Origin of the sequence: Tullyiplasma multilocale ATCC 49900 (assembly GCF_000483165.1) — a bacterium.
GTDB lineage: Bacteria > Bacillota_I > Bacilli_A > Mycoplasmatales > Mycoplasmataceae > Tullyiplasma > Tullyiplasma multilocale.
The window spans coordinates 245,874-265,222 of sequence record NZ_AXXW01000005.1 but is presented as its reverse complement, the minus strand read 5'-3'; the positions used below and the strand labels follow the sequence as shown (position 1 = coordinate 265,222).

At 30.5% G+C, this 19,349-nt stretch carries 17 protein-coding genes; 14 read left to right on the top strand and 3 right to left on the bottom strand.

Features of this window, described 5'->3' with window-relative positions:
* Positions 1 to 14: 14 nt before the first annotated feature.
* A complete protein-coding gene (locus tag G319_RS09015) occupies positions 15 to 662 on the bottom strand; it encodes a hypothetical protein (protein ID WP_156902649.1) in 648 nt (215 codons plus the stop codon).
* Positions 663 to 690: 28 nt separating this feature from the next.
* Positions 691 to 1,158: a hypothetical protein gene (locus G319_RS0101255; protein WP_026389329.1), complete on the bottom strand. Its 468-nt coding sequence runs from the start codon at positions 1,156 to 1,158 to the stop codon at positions 691 to 693.
* Positions 1,159 to 1,351: 193 nt separating this feature from the next.
* Here G319_RS0101255 and G319_RS0101250 point away from each other — a divergent pair, with 193 nt between their 5' ends.
* From G319_RS0101250 to G319_RS08975, 14 genes are all read left to right on the top strand, one after another.
* Positions 1,352 to 2,029 (top strand): ATP-binding cassette domain-containing protein, encoded by a 678-nt coding sequence (locus G319_RS0101250; protein WP_026389328.1) that lies wholly within the window; start codon positions 1,352 to 1,354, stop codon positions 2,027 to 2,029.
* A 380-nt stretch (positions 2,030 to 2,409) separates the two neighbouring features.
* Entirely contained in the window at positions 2,410 to 4,407 is a 1,998-nt protein-coding gene (locus G319_RS09010) for a hypothetical protein (RefSeq protein WP_156902647.1), read from the top strand.
* A 60-nt stretch (positions 4,408 to 4,467) separates the two neighbouring features.
* Positions 4,468 to 4,911, top strand: a complete 444-nt coding sequence (locus tag G319_RS0101240; protein WP_026389326.1) for a hypothetical protein — start codon at positions 4,468 to 4,470, stop codon at positions 4,909 to 4,911.
* A gap of 87 nt (positions 4,912 to 4,998) precedes the next feature.
* Entirely contained in the window at positions 4,999 to 5,868 is an 870-nt protein-coding gene (locus G319_RS04530) for an ABC transporter ATP-binding protein (protein WP_051350841.1), read from the top strand.
* Between the two features lies 1 nt (position 5,869).
* Positions 5,870 to 8,155 carry an ABC transporter permease gene (locus G319_RS09005; protein ID WP_026389325.1) on the top strand — a complete coding sequence of 762 codons (2,286 nt, stop codon included), beginning with the start codon at positions 5,870 to 5,872 and terminating at the stop codon, positions 8,153 to 8,155.
* Between the two features lie 113 nt (positions 8,156 to 8,268).
* Positions 8,269 to 9,309: a ribose-phosphate diphosphokinase gene (locus tag G319_RS0101225; RefSeq protein ID WP_026389324.1), complete on the top strand. Its 1,041-nt coding sequence runs from the start codon at positions 8,269 to 8,271 to the stop codon at positions 9,307 to 9,309.
* 1 nt (position 9,310) lies between these two features.
* Entirely contained in the window at positions 9,311 to 9,883 is a 573-nt protein-coding gene (pth, locus tag G319_RS0101220; protein WP_026389323.1) for an aminoacyl-tRNA hydrolase, read from the top strand.
* A gap of 307 nt (positions 9,884 to 10,190) precedes the next feature.
* Positions 10,191 to 11,300, top strand: a complete 1,110-nt coding sequence (locus tag G319_RS09000) for a hypothetical protein (protein ID WP_026389322.1) — start codon at positions 10,191 to 10,193, stop codon at positions 11,298 to 11,300.
* Entirely contained in the window at positions 11,290 to 11,994 is a 705-nt protein-coding gene (locus tag G319_RS0101210; protein WP_035358727.1) for an ABC transporter ATP-binding protein, read from the top strand. Before G319_RS09000 ends, G319_RS0101210 begins: the two co-directional genes overlap by 11 nt.
* Positions 11,981 to 12,907 carry a hypothetical protein gene (locus G319_RS08995; protein WP_026389320.1) on the top strand — a complete coding sequence of 309 codons (927 nt, stop codon included), beginning with the start codon at positions 11,981 to 11,983 and terminating at the stop codon, positions 12,905 to 12,907. Before G319_RS0101210 ends, G319_RS08995 begins: the two co-directional genes overlap by 14 nt.
* Positions 12,908 to 12,910: 3 nt before the next feature.
* Complete coding sequence (locus tag G319_RS08990; RefSeq protein ID WP_026389319.1) at positions 12,911 to 13,378, top strand: hypothetical protein; 468 nt, start codon at positions 12,911 to 12,913, stop codon at positions 13,376 to 13,378.
* Positions 13,339 to 15,720, top strand: coding sequence for an endo-beta-N-acetylglucosaminidase (locus tag G319_RS08985; RefSeq protein ID WP_026389318.1), 2,382 nt, complete (start codon positions 13,339 to 13,341; stop codon positions 15,718 to 15,720). The genes G319_RS08990 and G319_RS08985 overlap by 40 nt, the downstream gene beginning before the upstream one ends.
* A gap of 8 nt (positions 15,721 to 15,728) precedes the next feature.
* On the top strand, positions 15,729 to 16,787 hold the full coding sequence (locus G319_RS08980) for a hypothetical protein (RefSeq protein ID WP_026389317.1): 1,059 nt from the start codon (positions 15,729 to 15,731) through the stop codon (positions 16,785 to 16,787).
* An 81-nt stretch (positions 16,788 to 16,868) separates the two neighbouring features.
* Positions 16,869 to 18,392 carry a phosphatase PAP2 family protein gene (locus tag G319_RS08975; protein WP_026389316.1) on the top strand — a complete coding sequence of 508 codons (1,524 nt, stop codon included), beginning with the start codon at positions 16,869 to 16,871 and terminating at the stop codon, positions 18,390 to 18,392.
* Between the two features lie 39 nt (positions 18,393 to 18,431).
* Here G319_RS08975 and G319_RS08970 read toward each other — a convergent pair whose 3' ends face one another.
* Complete coding sequence (locus G319_RS08970; protein WP_026389315.1) at positions 18,432 to 19,274, bottom strand: aldo/keto reductase; 843 nt, start codon at positions 19,272 to 19,274, stop codon at positions 18,432 to 18,434.
* Positions 19,275 to 19,349: the final 75 nt, after the last annotated feature.

The following is a 19,349-nucleotide window of genomic DNA, read 5'->3' as shown; positions in this document are numbered from 1 at the left end:
GTCTTTTTTTCTATTTAATGAAACATATAATTGAATGTTCATGTATTTTCCATAGTAAAAGTAATTAGCCCTCCATCATATTGGTGACTCTTTTCAGGATGTCACAAATAGTTATAATTACTTCCTACGCTTGAATATGCTATCACGGTGTAATCGCCATAGTTCATCTTTCTGTGTGGTCGCAAAACAAGTGAAGTATCTTCAATTGATTCATTTCTAATAGACCAGTTTAAATCATCTAATTGACTATAATTCAAAAATTTCCTATTTGGTACCACTATGGGTCCGTTATGAACGCCACGATATTTGCCAATGAATATACCTGAAATTCAAAGAATACTTAGTTTTCTATAACCTAGTTTTTTCATGTCAAAATGTATTTTATTTAAAAATGTTCGTAGATGGTTTTTACAAAATTCCATATCATTCTCCGTATGGAATTCGTCTCTGGAATTTTGAGTGAATGTGATATTTCTAAATGATGGCTTTATTTGAGTGTCTTCAATCGTATTATATTTTTCTGATTTGAATTGAATTCTTTCATTTTTATATCCCAATAGTCCGGCGTGTTCTACCAAACTTCCTCAAGCTCATTTAACTTGTATAGACATAACTAGGTCAATCTCTAATGTGTCATTTACCCATGAGCTTTCTAATGCCATTTTCAATATTTCATTATCACCATGGTTTTTATCCGAAAAATTTAAAAAGTGTTTTCTCATTCTTTAAAGTATCAAAATCAAACGCAAATTTAGTGAAGTCGACATCCTTCTTTGTTGGGATGGTTCAACGGGCGAAGCTATTTCAAAAGTTGAAACCCAAAGAAAAATTTATTTGTGCACTCTTAAAAGTTGATAAGAATCTTTCCTTTCCCCCGAAGGTATTTTTGGTATTCAATGTCAATAGATTGTTTTTGAAATTGTGTGTAGAATTACGTTTTACTTTTTTATAAATTCTGTTAATACTGTTTGATATATCTGGTATCTTATCATCTTTTGTCGAATCAACATACAAGCGCTTTACTCTTTCATGTGTTTTCGAATAGAAATCTTCCGAAACTATGTTAATATACTGCTTATTTTTAGCTGCAGAAATCAATGCTGATCCACCACCAAAAGCTAACGATAAACTTGATAATACACCTATTAATTTTCTCATATAGATAGCCCTCCTCAATTACACCTTACCAAATATTCGGCCTTTAACTCTAATTTTTTTCTCCCATTTACAAAGTTATCTATAAAAAAATAAGTAGACACTTATAATGCCATTTATATTGCGCATTTTGTTTTATGTCAAAAGTATTTGTGTTGTTGCGACTATATAATAACTTGTGAAAGCGGGTCTAGGTATGAATGAATTTTTATCTGTTAAAAATCTTTCTAAGGAGTTCCACAATGGTACCGGCATTGAAGATGTCAACTTTATAATATGCCCCGGTGAAATAGTTGGTTTGCTGGGCGATAATGGGGTAGGAAAGACAACTGTAATCAAGTTGATTTTCGATGAATTTTTAAAAGACGAGGGCGAGATTCGAATAGACGGAGAAATTTTATGTGGCAGAAAATCCTTGGCAAATATTGCATTCTTCCCTGATCACAATGAATTTCCCCAAAATATGAATATTATTGAATATGCCAAGTATGCTGCTAAATTGAAGGGTGTTGAAAATGATTTGATTGATGAATTATCACTCGAGCTTTTGGATTCATTAAATCTAAGTGCAAATATAAATAACTCGTATTCTGAACTTTCTGCTGGAATGCAAAAGAGAGCTATGTTATACGCAGTATTGATAACCCAACCTGACATAATTTTTTTTGATGAGCCGACTTCTAATATGGACGTGAAGTCGCGTATGGAATTTCTCAATTTAATTCTATTTTTGTCATCAGAATATAAAAAAACTATCGTAATAACATCACATAATATTGATGAACTTTCAACGATTATAACAAGGGTTATCATATTGGATAAAAAAAAACAACAAAGGACATGTTGTTTGCGATACCAATTATGACAAAACTAAAGATAACTTAAGAAATATATATCATGAGAGCGTATCAAGCTCCAGAGACAATATTGATTTAAAAAAAATTATCAATATTTCAAGATGGCAAAAAAGAACAAAAGGTAGTGATCTAAATGAATAAAATATTTAATACATCCAAAAATCAATTTAGTATTTCTAATGGTCCTATATTTTACAGGTCGTTTAGAAGAAACGTGAATAAATTAACAATTGTATTATTTTGTTGCTTCATGATTTTTTTGACAATCATGATTTCACTATTCCTATATATTGTTAAAACTAATATTAATATTATATTTATGATAATAATGACTTCAACAATTGTGATGGGGGTGTTTCTAACTTTCTTCGAAATTTATTCTGCTAAGGTTTTGTGAATGGATGAAATCGATAATAAAATAATTAATTTAGAAATCAGAAGCGGATACTCAAAAAAGATGATTTTCATATCAAGGGTTGCCATTAATAAAATCATTTCTACCATATTTATCTTTTTTTATATGTTGTATTTATGCATCCTTTTATTGATAATGGACAAGAAAGAAATTAACTTTTGACTCGGTGATATTATGATAAATTTACTATACATATTTTTATTTGACCTTATCCTGTCCAGTGTTTCTATACTATTTGCAACCAGTCGTAAGAAACTGACAGTTGTTGTGGGCGCGCTTCTGCTATCTGCAACATTCTTGCTCTTGCCAATAATTGGTTATATGGCTTTGGTAGATGAAGATTCCGATAGAAATTTAGGAAAAAATTCAAGCATGCATATTGCCTATAAAGCCAACTTACTAGCAAATAAAAATAGCGGTTTTTCATCGCTAGTTCAAAAATATCATAAATTTGAGATAGACAATAATAATATAATTTTCAACGGCATAAATGGTCAAAGAATATCTGCTGATAATATAGCTTTTTTTGGAGTTGAAGCAGGTACACAAGAATATAATAAAAAGAATATGAAGTACTACGAAAACACTAAATTGGGAGTTAATGAATTTATTTTTGATGTTCTAAGTGCGGGGATGATTATTGGCATTGAGGAAATGCCTATTGGTTTCATAACCAAAGAGGAGAAAGAAATAACTGGCAAAATAAACTTGAACGAGACGGGAATTAAAAACAATCTAATTTACAAACTTCTTGATTCTATACATCAATCTGAAGCACCTGCTGATAAAAGTGAATGAGAGAGAGGTTACTTCACAATAAACTCTGCATATGGGCAAGAAGATGTAGGAGACACATTTTTTGCTAAGCAGTACAGATTTTCCAATCTAATAGACACTAATGAAGTTTTTGGAGACAACGATTTTGACGAAATAGTAAAGCTTATTCAGGAGAATAGTGAATTGTATCTACCTAATATAGCAAATGTCAAAAATAATACAAATTTGAATAAAATAAACTATTCAAAAGCCATTTACTTCAATGCTTATACATTTTATGGTGAACACCTAAATAAAGGGGAGTGGATGCAACATATCAATTTATCGCTTAGAGAAAGGTTGTTTTGTGTCGGATTAAATGCAGTTATAAAAAATTTATTGAAAATCGAAAGCAGCGAATATAGGATTAAAGGGGAAATTGTATCGGCAAAAGTATACTTGCAATATTTAAGCTCTAGGAGTTGAAATCCGCTAAGATTTTTTTCTAACTTAATGTTTAATAATTCATCAAATATTGACTTTGGATATATTAATACCCCGGCCCCCAATTACATTAATGACATCTATGAAATAATCGACTACAAGGGAAAAGTGGATATTGAGGAGCTACTTATAGAAAAGGAAAGTAACTTTAATTTCAATTTTGAAAGTGATCGTGATGGAATTGATTCTATATTAATGGCTGTCCTCAAAGTAATACTATCTAGTCCGATAAATCGAATGAATATTTTTGATACTTTGACCAAAAAAGGAATGGATAGTATGTTAATCCAAAAAATATTTCACGAAGAATCTAAAAACAACTTTATATTGTCATCAAACTCAGGGATGGAGCATGAAGGAAATTATTGAATGTACATTGACATAGTTCCAAAAAACATCGCAAGAGATTTTATAAATACTAAAATTTTCAGTTTTGGCTTGAAGAACCCCATTATGACTTTTGATGATGGAATGAGTGAATATGATAAAACAATGACTTTATTTTTAATACGAAAAGCACTAGAACTTACAGATAACACAGAGACCGAGGAAAGCAAAACGGAAACTGTTTTTTTCGAATACAGCAAACGAAACTATTCAAAAATTAACTATATTGGAAAAACTAATTTTGTCTATTCAAAAAACATCCTTTTGATTTTTGTTCTTCTCTGTAGTAATTTAGGAAGCTACTATATTTTCAAGAACAAAATTATTAAATAACAAAAAAACCTTTCATAAGGTTTTTTTTAATTTAAAATTATAGAAATAGGAGGAATTGTCATGAGTTATAAATCTAAAAAAATGGTTCAATATGAACTACGATCAAATAAATGGGTAAATGATACTTTATCGCCTTTAACAATTGCTCCATTCTGGAAATTGGCTGATAACTTAGTACCTGAAGAACAAAGAAGTAGAACAGCTATGATGGCGAAATCTTTTGCAAGTTCAATAATGCCTAAGACATATTTATTTGTAGCAACAAGAGATGAAGTTCATGTTGCTGTCACATCTGAATCACGTCGTTTAAAAAACAAAGTTATCCAGTTTGACAAAATCCAAGAGATAACTTTAAGCCAAGACATTTGATTAAAATCAAGAATTTATGTAAAAATTAAGATCAGCTGATACCGAACAATGTTTTTAGAAACAAGTGATCCCACAAGTGCTATACACTTCAAGGAATATGTTGATAGAAAAAAAGTTGAGAATAAAAACAAATAATAGCAAACAGAAAAGGAAACTTTTCTGTTTTTTAATATCAAAATGATACACATATGGGTGTACTATTTAAGAATAGGAGTAAAAAATATGGCTAAAAAAATAATGTTTGAAAATGAAATAGAACCAACTATTTCTAACGATAATAAAATCCAAATTGAAAAGTTAAAAAATCCTTATTTTGTAGTTAACGGAATAAGCAAGACTTTCAAGAACGGTGCTGGTGTTAAAGATATAACTTTCAGTATCACTAAAGGTGAGATAGTTGGTTTTATCGGTGATAATGGTGCTGGTAAGACTACAACAATTAAATTAATTTTTGGTGAACATAAAAAAGACGCAGGGAGTGTTTCATTGGAAGGTATTCCATCAACTGATAAAACAACGCTTAATCGCATTGCCTTTTTCCCTGATCAAAACAACTTCCCTAAGAAGTTCAATATTGTTGAATACGCATATTATTGTGCAAGTCTTAAGGGTCTTTCAAGAAAAGAAGTTGGTAAATATATAGATATGTATTTAGAAGGTTTAGATTTATTAAAATTTAAGAAAAATAAATTCGATGAGTTATCAGCCCGGATGCAAAAGAGAGCATTACTGTTGTCAACATTAGTAACTGATCCCGAAATCATTGTTCTAGATGAACCAACTGCCAATCTTGATGTTAAATCACGTCTAGAATTTATGGAAATTCTAGACTATCTTTCAAAAGAACACGGCAAAACTATTATGATTACTTCTCATAATATTGATGAATTAAATAATCTTGTGAATCGTGCGATTCTAGTTAAAAAAATCAATAATAGAGGGCAAGTTATTTATGATAAATACTTCGATAAGAATACTGAAAATCTAAGAGACGTTTACATAAATGCAATTGGTAAAAATGATTCTGGTATCAACTTTGAAAAGATTAAAAAAATTACTGAATTAAAAGAAGCGGAAAGAGAGGTTAAATAGAATGACTACTAAAACTAATTTAATAGAAAATAAAAAAGTTCACAAGGCTAGAATTGGTATGCCAATATTTAACCATGCGATAAAGAAGATTTCAAAATCTAAAACATTTATTGTTATGACATCAATATTCTTCTTTGCCTTTATTGCTATAAATATTTCTTACTCATTTATTTTTAATCAAGGTGAACCGACATTCATGAAAATGGTGTTTACTTCAATTGCAATTATTGGGGTCTATATTACTTACTTTGAAATTCACTGTTGTAGTGCTTTATTTACAAGTGAAATGAAAGCAGGAATTATGAATTTAGAAATCCGAAGTGGTATTTCTAAAGCTAGAATATTTTGAGAAAGAATTTTGGTTAATAAACTTATGTCAACAGTAGCCATTTTAGCCTTCATACTTTTATATGTTGTTATATTAAGCATTAGTCCTAATAAGTTGATTGTATTCAACTTAGGACACTATACTGTTAACTTGTTATTCCTATTTGTTTTCGACTTATTATTGGTCGGAGTATTATTACTATTTTCATCAGGAAATAGTTCTATTCTAATGGGTGTTTTTGGAACACTGATGGCTGTTTTAATGTTGATTACTCCTTTGGTTGGGATGATCATCAGTCTAGGTTCAAATAAGGATGTTTCTGTTATGAATGCGAAATATCGTGTAGCTAAAAGAACAAATGATTTAGCTGAAAAGAATACAGAAATTGAAGAACTGATTGAAGCCTATTCTAAAATGAGTATTGATGGTTCTAAAGTTAGAATCTTAGACGAATATAAAAATGTCATTTCTAACTCAGTGATTATTGATGAGATTGAAGTTCAACAATATTCTTATGACTCTTCATATCCTCAGTTCGAATCTTATACAAATGATAATGAGGGACTAAACCAGTATTTATTCGACTTGATTAATGAAGGTTTATATCTTGATGCAAGTAATTTATCAGTAAGATTATTAACTGATGAACGTGAACGTATTAAGGGATACTTAGACTTTAGTCAAGCATTCTCAAATCATGATAATAAATTAGCTGAGTTATTTAAATCTGTTCACGCTAATGAAAAAGCAAGTAGAGCTACAGACTGAATTGATTCTTATTTTACAGTTAATGATTACAACAGTGAAACATCAAAAGTTAAAATGTTTTCAAAACAAAATTCATTTAAAAATTTAGATGATACTTTTAAAGTATTAAAGGCTGATACATTTTCAACTATTGTAGATGAAGTTGATACTTTAAATAAGACTTATTTTACTGATGCTACAATTAATGATTGAGATACAATCTCAATTGATCAATATAAAGGAAGAGATAGAATTTTTATAAATTCAAATAGTTATTATGGTTTAAGTCTTAATGATTGAACTAGAGAAACAACATTATCTGTTAGGGAAAGAACTTTTAATAAAGTTCTAACAACAATGTTGTCTAACGCTTTAGTTGTTGAAAATTCAGTTTATAGAATTGAAAAGAATGGTGAGGAAGCTATCGTCAGTGCGGACGAATACTTAGATCATGTAAAAAACAAGAACTCATGAAATCCATTATATGTTTTACCAAACATGATGTTCAATAACTCAAATGATCAAGATTTCGGATTCAAACATTACCCAAGCTCAGGAAATGTTAATGATGTTTACGAAGTTATTGGTAGTCATCAAAACCCTAATTTTAAAGATATTATAGTCGGGGGTTCAATTTCACCTGTTTTTACAGTTGACAGAGACAACGTTACAAGTCAAATTGAAGACCTGTTACTTGATGATTTCTTTGGAATGTATGGATTATATGCCAATCGTATTAAGAATGCTTTGAGTATCGGTGATTCTGAATATCGCGATTTATTTATAGATAATTTATTTAACAATATTAGATTTTATGAAAGCGGAAGTAATGGCAACTCAGTAATGATTTCTCTTACACCAAAAGGTGATTTGTTGAACTACGTTAAATGAAATGATAACGACAGCGTGCAAATTGCTATTAGTGGTGCGAATATCACAATATTAAATGAAAACAATGAAGAAGAAACAATTTCAATTGATGAACTACGTAGAATAGTTGATTCGGCTCTTTATGAAATCCAATCAGATTATTCAATGTATGCAGAAATCCAAAAGACTGTTTTTGATGAGTATGCTACTAGAAACTATGAATCAATAAGATACGTTGGTAAAACTAAGAATGCAGCCATCTCTAATATGGTAGCCTCAATTTTGGGACTAGGTCTTACAGGAGTTAGTTTTGCAATGTTCTTCAAAAGAATTGTAAGATAATTGTGTAGATTAATAAAAAAGCCCTAAACAGGCTTTTTTTCTTTGTTATATTAAGTAAATCAACTATAAACTTTAAATCTTATTTGTTATTATTTACATAAGGTAGGTTTAAAATGGGAAATAAAACAACAAATGATATAAATATTTTTGGTCTTAGTGCCAGTAAGGAATTAACAACAGCGGTTTGTGATTACTTAAACATTGAGCAAAAAAATATTAAAACAGTAAGATTTGCTGACGGAGAAATCTTAGTAGAAGCACTTGATTCAGTACGTGGTAAGGAAATTTACATCGTGCAATCAACATGTTCACCAGTAAATGAAAACTTGATGGAATTATTAATTGCAATTGATGCTTTCAAACGAGGAAGTGCTGAAAAAATTAATGTAGTTATTCCATACTTTGGATATGCACGTCAAGACCGTAAAGCAAAAGGTCGTCAACCAATTACTGCGAGATTGGTAGCCGATTTAATTGAAAAAGCCGGAGCTGATAGAGTTATTACAGTAGATATTCACTCTGCACAATCAATGGGATTCTTTGATATTCCAATGGATAACTTCCAAACTTCACAAACTTTAGCTGACGAAATCGTAGATACAATTATTGAAAATAAATTAGATCGTAAGAATTGTATTTTAGTATCACCAGACCACGGGGGATTAACTCGTGTTCACAAGGTAGCTGAATACACAAGTCAAATGACAAACGGAATTGCTGTAATTGCTAAACGTCGTCCTGAACCAAACAAGGCAGAAGTTGAATTTGTTTTAGGTGATATTGAAGGTAAAACATGTTTCATCGTTGATGACATGATTGATACTGGTGGAACTATTATTAATGCAGCTAAAGCATTAAAAGAAAATGGGGCTAAAGGTGTTTATATCTTCGCTTGTCACGGATTATTTAATGGTCCTGCAAAACAAAGAATGGATGAAGCTATTGCTGAAGGAATTGTTGAAGGGGTTGTTGTAACTGATACAATTGAAATTCCTGCCGAAAAACAATTTAAAGGTTTAAAAGTTATTTCTGTTAAACATTTAATTGGAGACATGATTAAAGCTTCAGTTTTACATGAATCATTAACAGAAGTTTACTTCAATAAGAAAAATGCAATTTTATCAAAAGTAGAAGAATTCGTAAAAAATAACTAGTATGAAACTAATAGTTGGATTAGGAAACCCCGGAAGGGAATACGAAAGAACTCGTCATAATGCTGGTTGAATTGCTATTGATTTACTTTTAGATAAATATGGTTTTGTGAACCAAAAAGAAGAACACCAATCTGTAATATATTTTTCTACTATTAATGGTGAGAAAGTTCTATTTGCAAAACCTCAAACTTTTATGAATAACTCTGGAGATGCTGTTAGAGCAATAATGGAGTATTACAAAATTGATAAGAATGATGTAATCATTATTCATGATGAAAAAGATTTCCCAATCGCAAAGAACCAATTTAAATTTAAAGGATCAGCGGCTGGTCACAATGGTATTAAATCTATAATCCAATATTTGAATGGAGAAGAATTCAAACGTTTAAGAATCGGTATTGGAGCACCTGAACCGGGTTGAAAAATAATTGATTGAGTTTTATCTAAGATAAAAGATGATGAATTAGCTGATATGAAGCATTCTATTGCTCTTTCATTAGACTTCGTCAATGATTGAACACGTGAAGAAGGTTTTAACAAGATAATGAGTAAATACAACATACTGTATAAATAGAAATATTTAAAACTTTAAACATAAGAAAATGTTGGCACCGATATCTCGGTGTTTTTTACATTAAAAATTAGGGATAATATGACTACTGATAACTACATAATTACCACAAATGATTATTTGTTCTTCATATTTATTTTAATCATAATGTAAGGATAAAAGCGGTTGGGATTGGATGAATTTCGATAGTTTTTTAATTATTTTAATAACACTCTTAAGTTTTTTTTATTTGTTTTGCCAAATTGGAATATCTAGATAAATTATTATGTAAAATAATATTATGAAAAATTTTAAATGGAAAAAGATAATTATGATAACAATCCCGGTTATGGCAATTTGTGCTGTGCCAATTTTAGCTTCCCCATTGATACTTAATACGGCATCAAAGCCTATGAGTTTGGACAGGGTGGCCAATTTTACGGATCCCAAAACTAAAGATGGGTGAATATCATTACTGAATAACTCAAAAAAACAGGCAAACGATCAATTTGCAAAAATGCAAGAAAGGGAAAACAATTCATCATTCGCAATAGATCCAGCTTCAACAGCTTTACTAAATGGAGATTATTTTGATGAACAGTGAAAAAGACTATCTCATGATTTAGAAATGGATATTGCAAATGATTATAGTATGCAACTTTATTTTGGGTATAAAATGAGAGAATTTTGAAGCAAGATGAATTTGGATATCATAGAAAACCCAAATATGGATAAGCACTCAGTAGAATATGAGCTAACCCAATTTGATGTGGATAGTATTGTTTATTATCATGAAAATAGGTCTTCTACAATCTCTGGTTCTAATGTTATGTGAGATCATAAAAACGACCAACAGATTTCACTTTCAAACATTAAATTAGATAGCGAATTATGAAATTTAGCCGATAAGGTTTATGAAAAAACTCTAGAAATGTATCCAATTTTGGTGGAAGGAGTTCGCTTTACACCTGTTGGTGACGAGGGCATAATTGTTGATCTGGGTTCTATAGATATGTTGACAGAAGAAGAAATTTTATTTAGATTTATGGGTCAAAACAGAAATGTTGACAATACAAAAATTACTATTTCTGAAATTGAAGAAACAAAAGCGATTTTAGAAATTAAAGGGTTTAAAAAATTTGAACTATCATACACAGTCAAAGAAGTTTTCACACAATTAAACCCAATTAAATATGACCGAGAAGACTATATTATTGATGATTTTTTAAACTTGAATAGACATCTTGGTAAAAAGTATGTTGAACTAGTTAATAAAGATAAAAACCCACCTAAATATACAAATCAAAGATATTTTGCAAATACCTTTGATGGTTTTAATACTGAAATACCTATAAAAACAGCTCAAATTAGAGTTTCTGGTGCCAAAGAACTATATACAGTTAGATATACAATAGGAGAAAAAGAAGAAAATGACAATTAAAATAGATAACCTTGTAAAAAAATATGGTAAAAAAATAGCTATTAATAATATCTCTATCGATATAAAAGATGGAGAAGCTATAGCCTTTTTGGGAGCTAATGGTTCTGGTAAGACGACTTTGATTGAAATAATTGCTGGAGTTCTAAATGAAACTAGCGGATCTGTGGTTATTGATGGTATCGATGCCAAAAACTATGATGAAATTGGTATCCAATTCCAAGAGGGTAATTGACCCAAAGGGACAACTCCTAAATCTGTAATTAAATTCTACAAAGGGAATTCATTTTTTAAGAGTGATCAAGTTGACTTGCTTGATATTTTTGAAGTTGAACCAATTTTAAATACAGATTTAAATCAGTTATCAGGAGGACAAAAGCAGCGATTCAATGCACTGTTGTCTATAATAAATAATCCTAAAATAATAATTCTTGATGAACTTATCACAGGGCTGGACTTAAAAATGCAAATTAGATTAGTTGATTATTTCAAAGCTTATAAGAAGAAAAATAAATGTACTTTGATTGTTATTTCTCATATGCCTGAGGAAATAGAAATGTTATGTGATAGGATTGTGCTTTTAGAAAATGGTTCGATTTTTTTAGATAAACCACTTAAAAAGTTGTTAAAGGAACATGGAAGCTTGAGAGAAATGATGACTAAATATTTCGGGGGTGAATTGAATGTCGAAAATTAAATCAATGATCAATGATTTTAATAACGATGAATTCAAAATTTCTAATCTGAATGTAAAAAGAACTACAAGTCTATTAATGGGGTTCATGTTTAAGAGGGTTAAAACATACATCATTAACTTCATTTTTCCATCTTTAATTTCAGTTATTGTTTTTCTTTTTTGAAGTAACTTTACTGAAGCTAAATTATATCCACCTATGTTCTTATCGATTATTTCTCTTCCAATATTTATCAACATGATTTTTATAGGTGGAACATTTTTGGAAATGAAAAATACAATATTGTTACAGAGAATTAAAACATCTAAAATTTCTAAGGCACAGTTTCTATTTAGTTTAATGACTACTTTTGTCTTGATAATGATGATGAGCGTAGTTATAAATTTACTAATTTTTGTCATATATGCATATGGCGAATTAGGTATTAGGTATTTGAGTTTGAGAAACCCAGAGATGATGACATCAACAATAATAGATCTATTAACAAATTTAGAATGATTTGTTTACTTTAACTCTTTGCTTGGCCTATTATTTTTATCAATTATGGCATGTTCAATAGTTTTTATTATTTGCAATGCTGTGAAACACAAAATTTTCTCAAGAGTAATATTAATATCAATCGTTATTGCTTTTATTTTATTATCTGATGTTGTTATAAATACTCAAATTACATCACAAAGTGATGCATTTAGATATGTCACTTACTTAATACCAACAAAATACCCAATTTGATTTAATATGTTTATTTCATCTTACACATATTTGGATCCAAAAGGTATTTCACAATTAATTGATATCAATAAAGGAACAATGCCGTTCTCAAATATTTGAATACCATTGGCTGGTACAATTGCTTGAACTGCACTACTATTATTTATTTTCAACCTAACATTTAAATGAAACGGAAAGGATTAGTTTATGAAAAAATTACTTATTATATTAACTACAATAATTTTGGGTGCTTCTGCAACCATTCCGCTAATTCCATACGCCATTGGAAGTGTTGATGGGGCTGGTTTCTTGGAAAGCCTAGATGACTATGATTGGGCTAAAAATGAGTTCGGTGATAGAATGGACTATAGAAACCAAGAATTCAAAACAAACGATATTATTCATGATACAGGAAAAAACATTGAACCCGATAACTTTGGTAATTTCATTGACTACTCAAAGTTTAGTACTAGTTACCAGTGAGAAAAATCAATTTTAAAACAAGCTGTAACTGGAGTTCCAACAAGTAAAATTTTTATGCCACGTGGAAACTCTGTGGCCGATTTTGGAGTTACAAGTAAAGCACAAAATATGATAGAATTAATTCTTTTATTAATTGAAGTCCTGAGACTGATATGGATGCAAAATATAATAGCTCTACACAAGAATTGGTAGAAAGAGACGTAACAGGACTAAAGTGAGTGTCTTCTCAAAGCGATAAAATCAAACATAGCACATTACAATTTACTAGTGTTGGACACAGATCTGCGGTAAGTGCCGTCGTTGGTTCAAAGAACCCCTTTGATTTACCTTTCACGCAATGACAATATTTAGATACATTTGTAAACTGAGGTGGATCATTCTTTGAAGGGTTGATTCAATTACCATCTGCCGACTCTATTGAAGCGGCACACAAAAATGGTGTTAAGATGTATGGAAACGTATTCTTAGATGGTTATCATGGTTTGACTAAACCATTACTTGAAGATTTTACAAAAAAAGATCTTAAGGGTAATTATCTAATCGTGGATAAGTTGATTGAACTTGCCTCAGAATCTGGTTTTGATGGATACTTCTGAAACAATGAACCTAATGGTGAATTACCGAATGGGACAATACTAGACTATAGAGAAGTTTATGAAATGATAGTTCAGTTTAAAAACAAAGTGAAGGCTTCCAAAGATCCAAGGGTCAACAAACTTGAGATGGAATACTATAAAAACAACGGAAGAATGGTTTTGGATGTTAATGGTAATCCCGAGGATATTGAGTCTATGACTATGGGTGAAATATCTGGAATTTTCCAAAATAACTTTAACTATACTCCAAATCATATGGAATCTTTCTTCAAGAGCCAAAGGGGTCAGGAATATGTAGCGAAAGAAGGAAAATACAACATTTATAATATGGTAGAAATATCTAGACCGGGACTAACTGGATTATTTGATACTAGAGCTATGACCAACTTTCATTTGGACCCAGATGGGAATAGATATGGGCCAAATGATAAACAAAGAGAATCAGCTGACAAAGCGGCTTATGCATGAACTTATGAAGATGAACCTACTATGTCATTTTCAAATTATTCTGATGATGCTTCAGCATTTGGTGGGGCAACAGCTAAATGATTATTAGCAATGTCAAAAGAATTTAAAGAGAATGACCCAACTGAAGCCAAGAAATTTATTTTCTCTCAACAATTTGCCAACATTTATGAAGACTTAATGTATTCTGGAAGAAACAGATTTTTACGTGGGACAAAAGACGTTGGACAAGGAGTGGATAAAGGGGTTACACAAAATGGTTGATCAGGAACATGAATGGGTAATGGAACCGACGGTAATAGGGGGATCAGACACGAAAGTATTCTCCAATCACTGGACATCTTTCCAAAGTTAACACCTGCAAATGGTGCTGAATGACCAGAAATGAGTGAGTCTCAAAAGAACATACTTGAGCCAAAAGATGAGAGAGGAAACTTCATAACAACGTTTGGTTCAGGAACTGTTAAACAAGAAAAAACAGTAATCATAGATAAAAATCCTGAGTTTAAGACGAACTTTTCTACTGGTTCAGGAATATTCTTCAAAGATAAAAATGGTAATCAAGTTGGTGGTAATGAATTTGATGATGCATATCCATGAACAAACAAAAGGTTGCAAGATGTACAACCCACATATAGATGAGATGTACGAGAATACCAAAATGGTAAATCTGAGGAAGAATTATTGAACTTCTCACAAAGTGAGTTGAGTGGATTTTTTGATTACTACAATATGTATCAAAAGGGTAATTCTATAGCGTTGGCTAAATCAATAGACATTGATGGTTCACTAGTTGGTTCAACACTTAAAAAGTCTAAACCCGTTCTTTGAAACATAATGGGAGCCAATTTAAAGAATGACAAAAATCTTAAATTAAGATATAAAGTAAAACTAAATAGTGATAGTGAAAAAACAATGGAAGAGTTAATGGACTTAAAAGCTTCTGTCATTTTGAACACAGGCACTTTGGAAAATCCAGTATCAAAAACAATGTTGTTAGATGCAAAAATTACCGAAGATGCTATTGATAATGAATGAAAGAATGTGGAGGTTCAGCTTCCTGACGCCAGTGAGGGTATTATTTCTAAATTAGGTCTTCAAATTAGTCCTAAAGAAGATATAGAGAATGCAGTATTTAACGTTGGTGAATTAGAAACTTTTATTTCTAATTCAGATACAGATAATAATAATAAAACTATAACAGATTTAAATATTGAGTATATTGTCAAAAGAGAAGATGAATTAAATATTCGTTTCGGTTGAAAGATCGACCAAAAATACAAAAAAGATATAGATTATTATGAAATTTATGAACAAAAAAACGGTAAATTGTATCGTCTTGGTGAAACTACACAAGATATATACTTTGTGAAAAAAGTTCAATACAACCCGAATATAAAACTTGTTGTAAAACCTGTGTTTAAATCAGGGAATAACAATAATATGTACAGCTTTAATGTGAAGTTAGATTAGGAGGAGATATGAAACTTAATATAAAAAAAGATTTTTTACACATTGGTTTTGTAGGGATTTTAATCTTATTATTTGGTGGTTTAATAGGATACAGTTCATATGAATTTAAAGTATCTGATAATACTGCATGAATGATTCCTGTAATGCTTTCGATTGTAGTTATCGTAGTTCTTTCTTGAAAAATGTATTCACTTATAAAAAAAACTTATCAGAATACATTTGTTAAAAAAGAAAATAAATTAAGGGTGTTGACTTCATTGCTAAAGTCAACATTGAAAACACCGGAAACATATATTTTTATGTTTGTTATACCTGTGATTTTATCTTTAATATTATACTTCTTTGCCTCTAACATGGGGAGAGATGGTATAAGGCCCGCAATAATGTCAATTATCCCATTTACGCCAGGTCTTGGGGCAATGTTGCTTGTTAACTTTTTAATGGGAGAATGAAAAAGTTCTATTTTCCTAAAAAGAATTAAAATGTCTGGAATCAGTAAGAAAACGTTTATCATTCAATTATGAGCAACAATAGTTATTGTGAGTTTATTGTTCTTTCCATTTGTATTTAGTACATTGTTCATAACTGATGCGATTGATCCGAATGATTCTACAATTAATTTTGTGAAATCAATAGTTGAAGAGGGTAATTTTTATACTTTGCTAGGTTGATTGCTATCTTACTCAATGTTTGTTACTTTATCGATATTAATAAGTTTATTAATATCGGGTGCTGTAAACAAAAGGGCGCATTCGGAAGCGCTGATAGCCATTTATATATTATTGGTTATATTCTTATCTGACATGTTCTTTGACCCATTGCAATTTCAAGATAATATGGTTTATATGGCATTTGGATATCTTATGCCCCATAAATATATAATATGGTCTTCGTTCATGTTCGCGGCTAATGTTCATATATCACCAGATAATGTGGAACTAATAATTCCGTCAATAGACAGTATGTTTTTATTCAACGAAATATGACAACCGATGTTATTTTCGCTGATAATAATAGGTGGTTTTGCACCACTAACATATTTAAGTTTTAAATATGATTCTAAATAACTAAAACAACCCCGTGTTGTTTTAGTTCCTAGCAAATATTTTTTGTTGATTGTTAAGAGGGAGGGGGAAAATATCTTGCACATGAATGATTTAATTTCAAAAAAATATAAAAAGAGTTTGAACACGAAAAATATTATAAAGTATACATTTCTAGGGTTTTTGTTATTTGCGCTTGCGACATTGATCGCCACTTCATGATATTCTGTAGATAACTGAATATCTGCGACGGCTTACAAAGCTATGGATTATAAATTTTTTAGAATAATAACGGCCGTTTTCATTATCGAGGGTCAAACCAATTTCTCGACATACTTAGGTATTTTACTTGTGATAATTTACCAACGAATTGTCAAGTATTTTGCATCTAATAAGGAGATGATAGATTCCCACTATCACAGGGCGTTTAAAATTGGTGAAAATATTTTTGCACTATTTCTTTACGCTTTCCTTTTCTATGTAGTCATTTCACTGAATATGTACTTTTGGAATTGGCCTGTTAATGGGAACTTTGGTTTTCAGGATATGGAATTGGGTGGTGTTCATTATGAACACTTCATCGGGAGAAATATTATGAATCCTATCAGAATTTGAAGTATTACAGCCAATTCAATTATAATAGTATCTGTTTCGGCTTTTATAAGATTTAAAGTATCTAAGCGTGAAAATTTTATCTCTGATAATATTGCTACTAAAGCATTGATAATAATTTGTACTTTCGTTTTATCAAATCATTTGGTAAATTTTGTACTTAAACCAGGTTTCTGAAGACCACGATGAATGAATGTTAACTTTGGGTATGTTCTGGAAAAAGTTAAAGACTGGAGTCCGGAGGGATATGAATACTACATAAATCAAAATTACTATCACTATGGTTTCACAATTTATAATGATAATGGTGAGCCTATAAGACATTGAATGGCAACTACTACAACTGGAAATACACCCTTCAGTAATGCTCCTGTGGGTTCAAAATGGCAGTGATGAAAGATATCTGGAGGTTCTTGGGGTATTGCACCCCCTAATATGGGTATATTGTTCGATAAACCGTACGATGCCTTTCCATCTGGTCACACGAACGCCGGCTTATTAATGGTGTTTACATCAGTATTATTGATAAATCACGATGAGAAAAATAAATATAAAAATACGGCTCAGTGAACATTTGTATCATGTATAGTATTTTATCTATTGGGTCTAATTTTTTCTATGTTAATAACTTCAGGACATTGATGAAGTGATATGATGTTTACAGTAGTTATGTTTTCTGCACTATTTTTTATTTTCAATTTCAGTATCAAGTATTTATTTGGTTTATTCAGCGGGATTGACCCCTACGCACTTATCTTCCCTAAAAAAGAAAAAATCCTTCCTAACAAGAGAAGGAAATCATATGTGGATGAAGTCGTAAGAATAAATATTTTGATAAACCATGTTAAGGAAAATAGACAAAAGTGAAGAGAGGCTGATAAAAAGGTTAAACATATTTGAAATCACTCACTAGTTATTTGGACATTGATGTCCCGAAGAATAAAACCTTTGTGGAATTATTATTCATTACTTTTCAAACTTAGAAAAGATCATGGGATAACAAAAAGAGAGCTTTAGGCTCTTTTTTTGTTATTCGATGTTGATTGTGCATTTTTTTTAAAGTTTGTGGAAACCTTTTGCATATTCTTCAGGGTTTCAATTCAACTTTGATTTATCATCAAGTTCACTAATTAAAAATATATCCTCTTTAGATAAATCAAAGAAATTTAAATTTTGATATTCATGAATAACAATTTTATTTGTGGATTTGGGTATAACTGCAATATCTTGCTTTATTGCTCATTTAAGAGCCACTTGAGCTGGTGATGCTTTATATTTGTTACCAATTTCAGTTAGCAATTCTAGACTATTAATTTGACCTCTCATCAATGTGAGATATGAAGTCACTTGGATATTTTTTGAGTGACAATACTTGATTAATTCCTTTTGTTGAAATAATGGGTTTATTTCAAATTGATTTACCATTGGCTTTATTTTGACTTTTGGTAGTAGATTTTCTAATTGAGGGATAAAGAAGTTTGTCAAACCAATTGCTCTGACTTTCCCTAGGGAATAGTATTCTTCCAATCCTTTATATACCTCAACAGAATCATTTGACGGTCAATGTATCAAAATCAAATCTAAATACTTGGTTCCCAAATCATCTAGCATTAAATCGATTTGTTGTTTTGCCTCATTTGCACTTCTGGCAGAAACCCAAATCTTTGATGTTATAAAAATTTCTTCACGAGGTACTTTGGTTTCTTTCAATGCTTGCCCGATTATTTTTTGATTGTGATAGTATAAGGCTGTATCAATTAATCTATACCCTATTTTAAGGGCAAATTTTAAAGCTTCAATCTCGGTTCTTTCATCTTGTGAACGGTAGGTGCCGATTCCTAGTATAGGCATCTTAAGGCCATTGTGCAATGTTAAGAACTTCTCTGTTATTTTTGTCATAGGTAGTCCTCCTACCTACATTATAGACTACGATTTTTGGCAACTTTTTTCTTATAATTTTTCTATTATCACCAA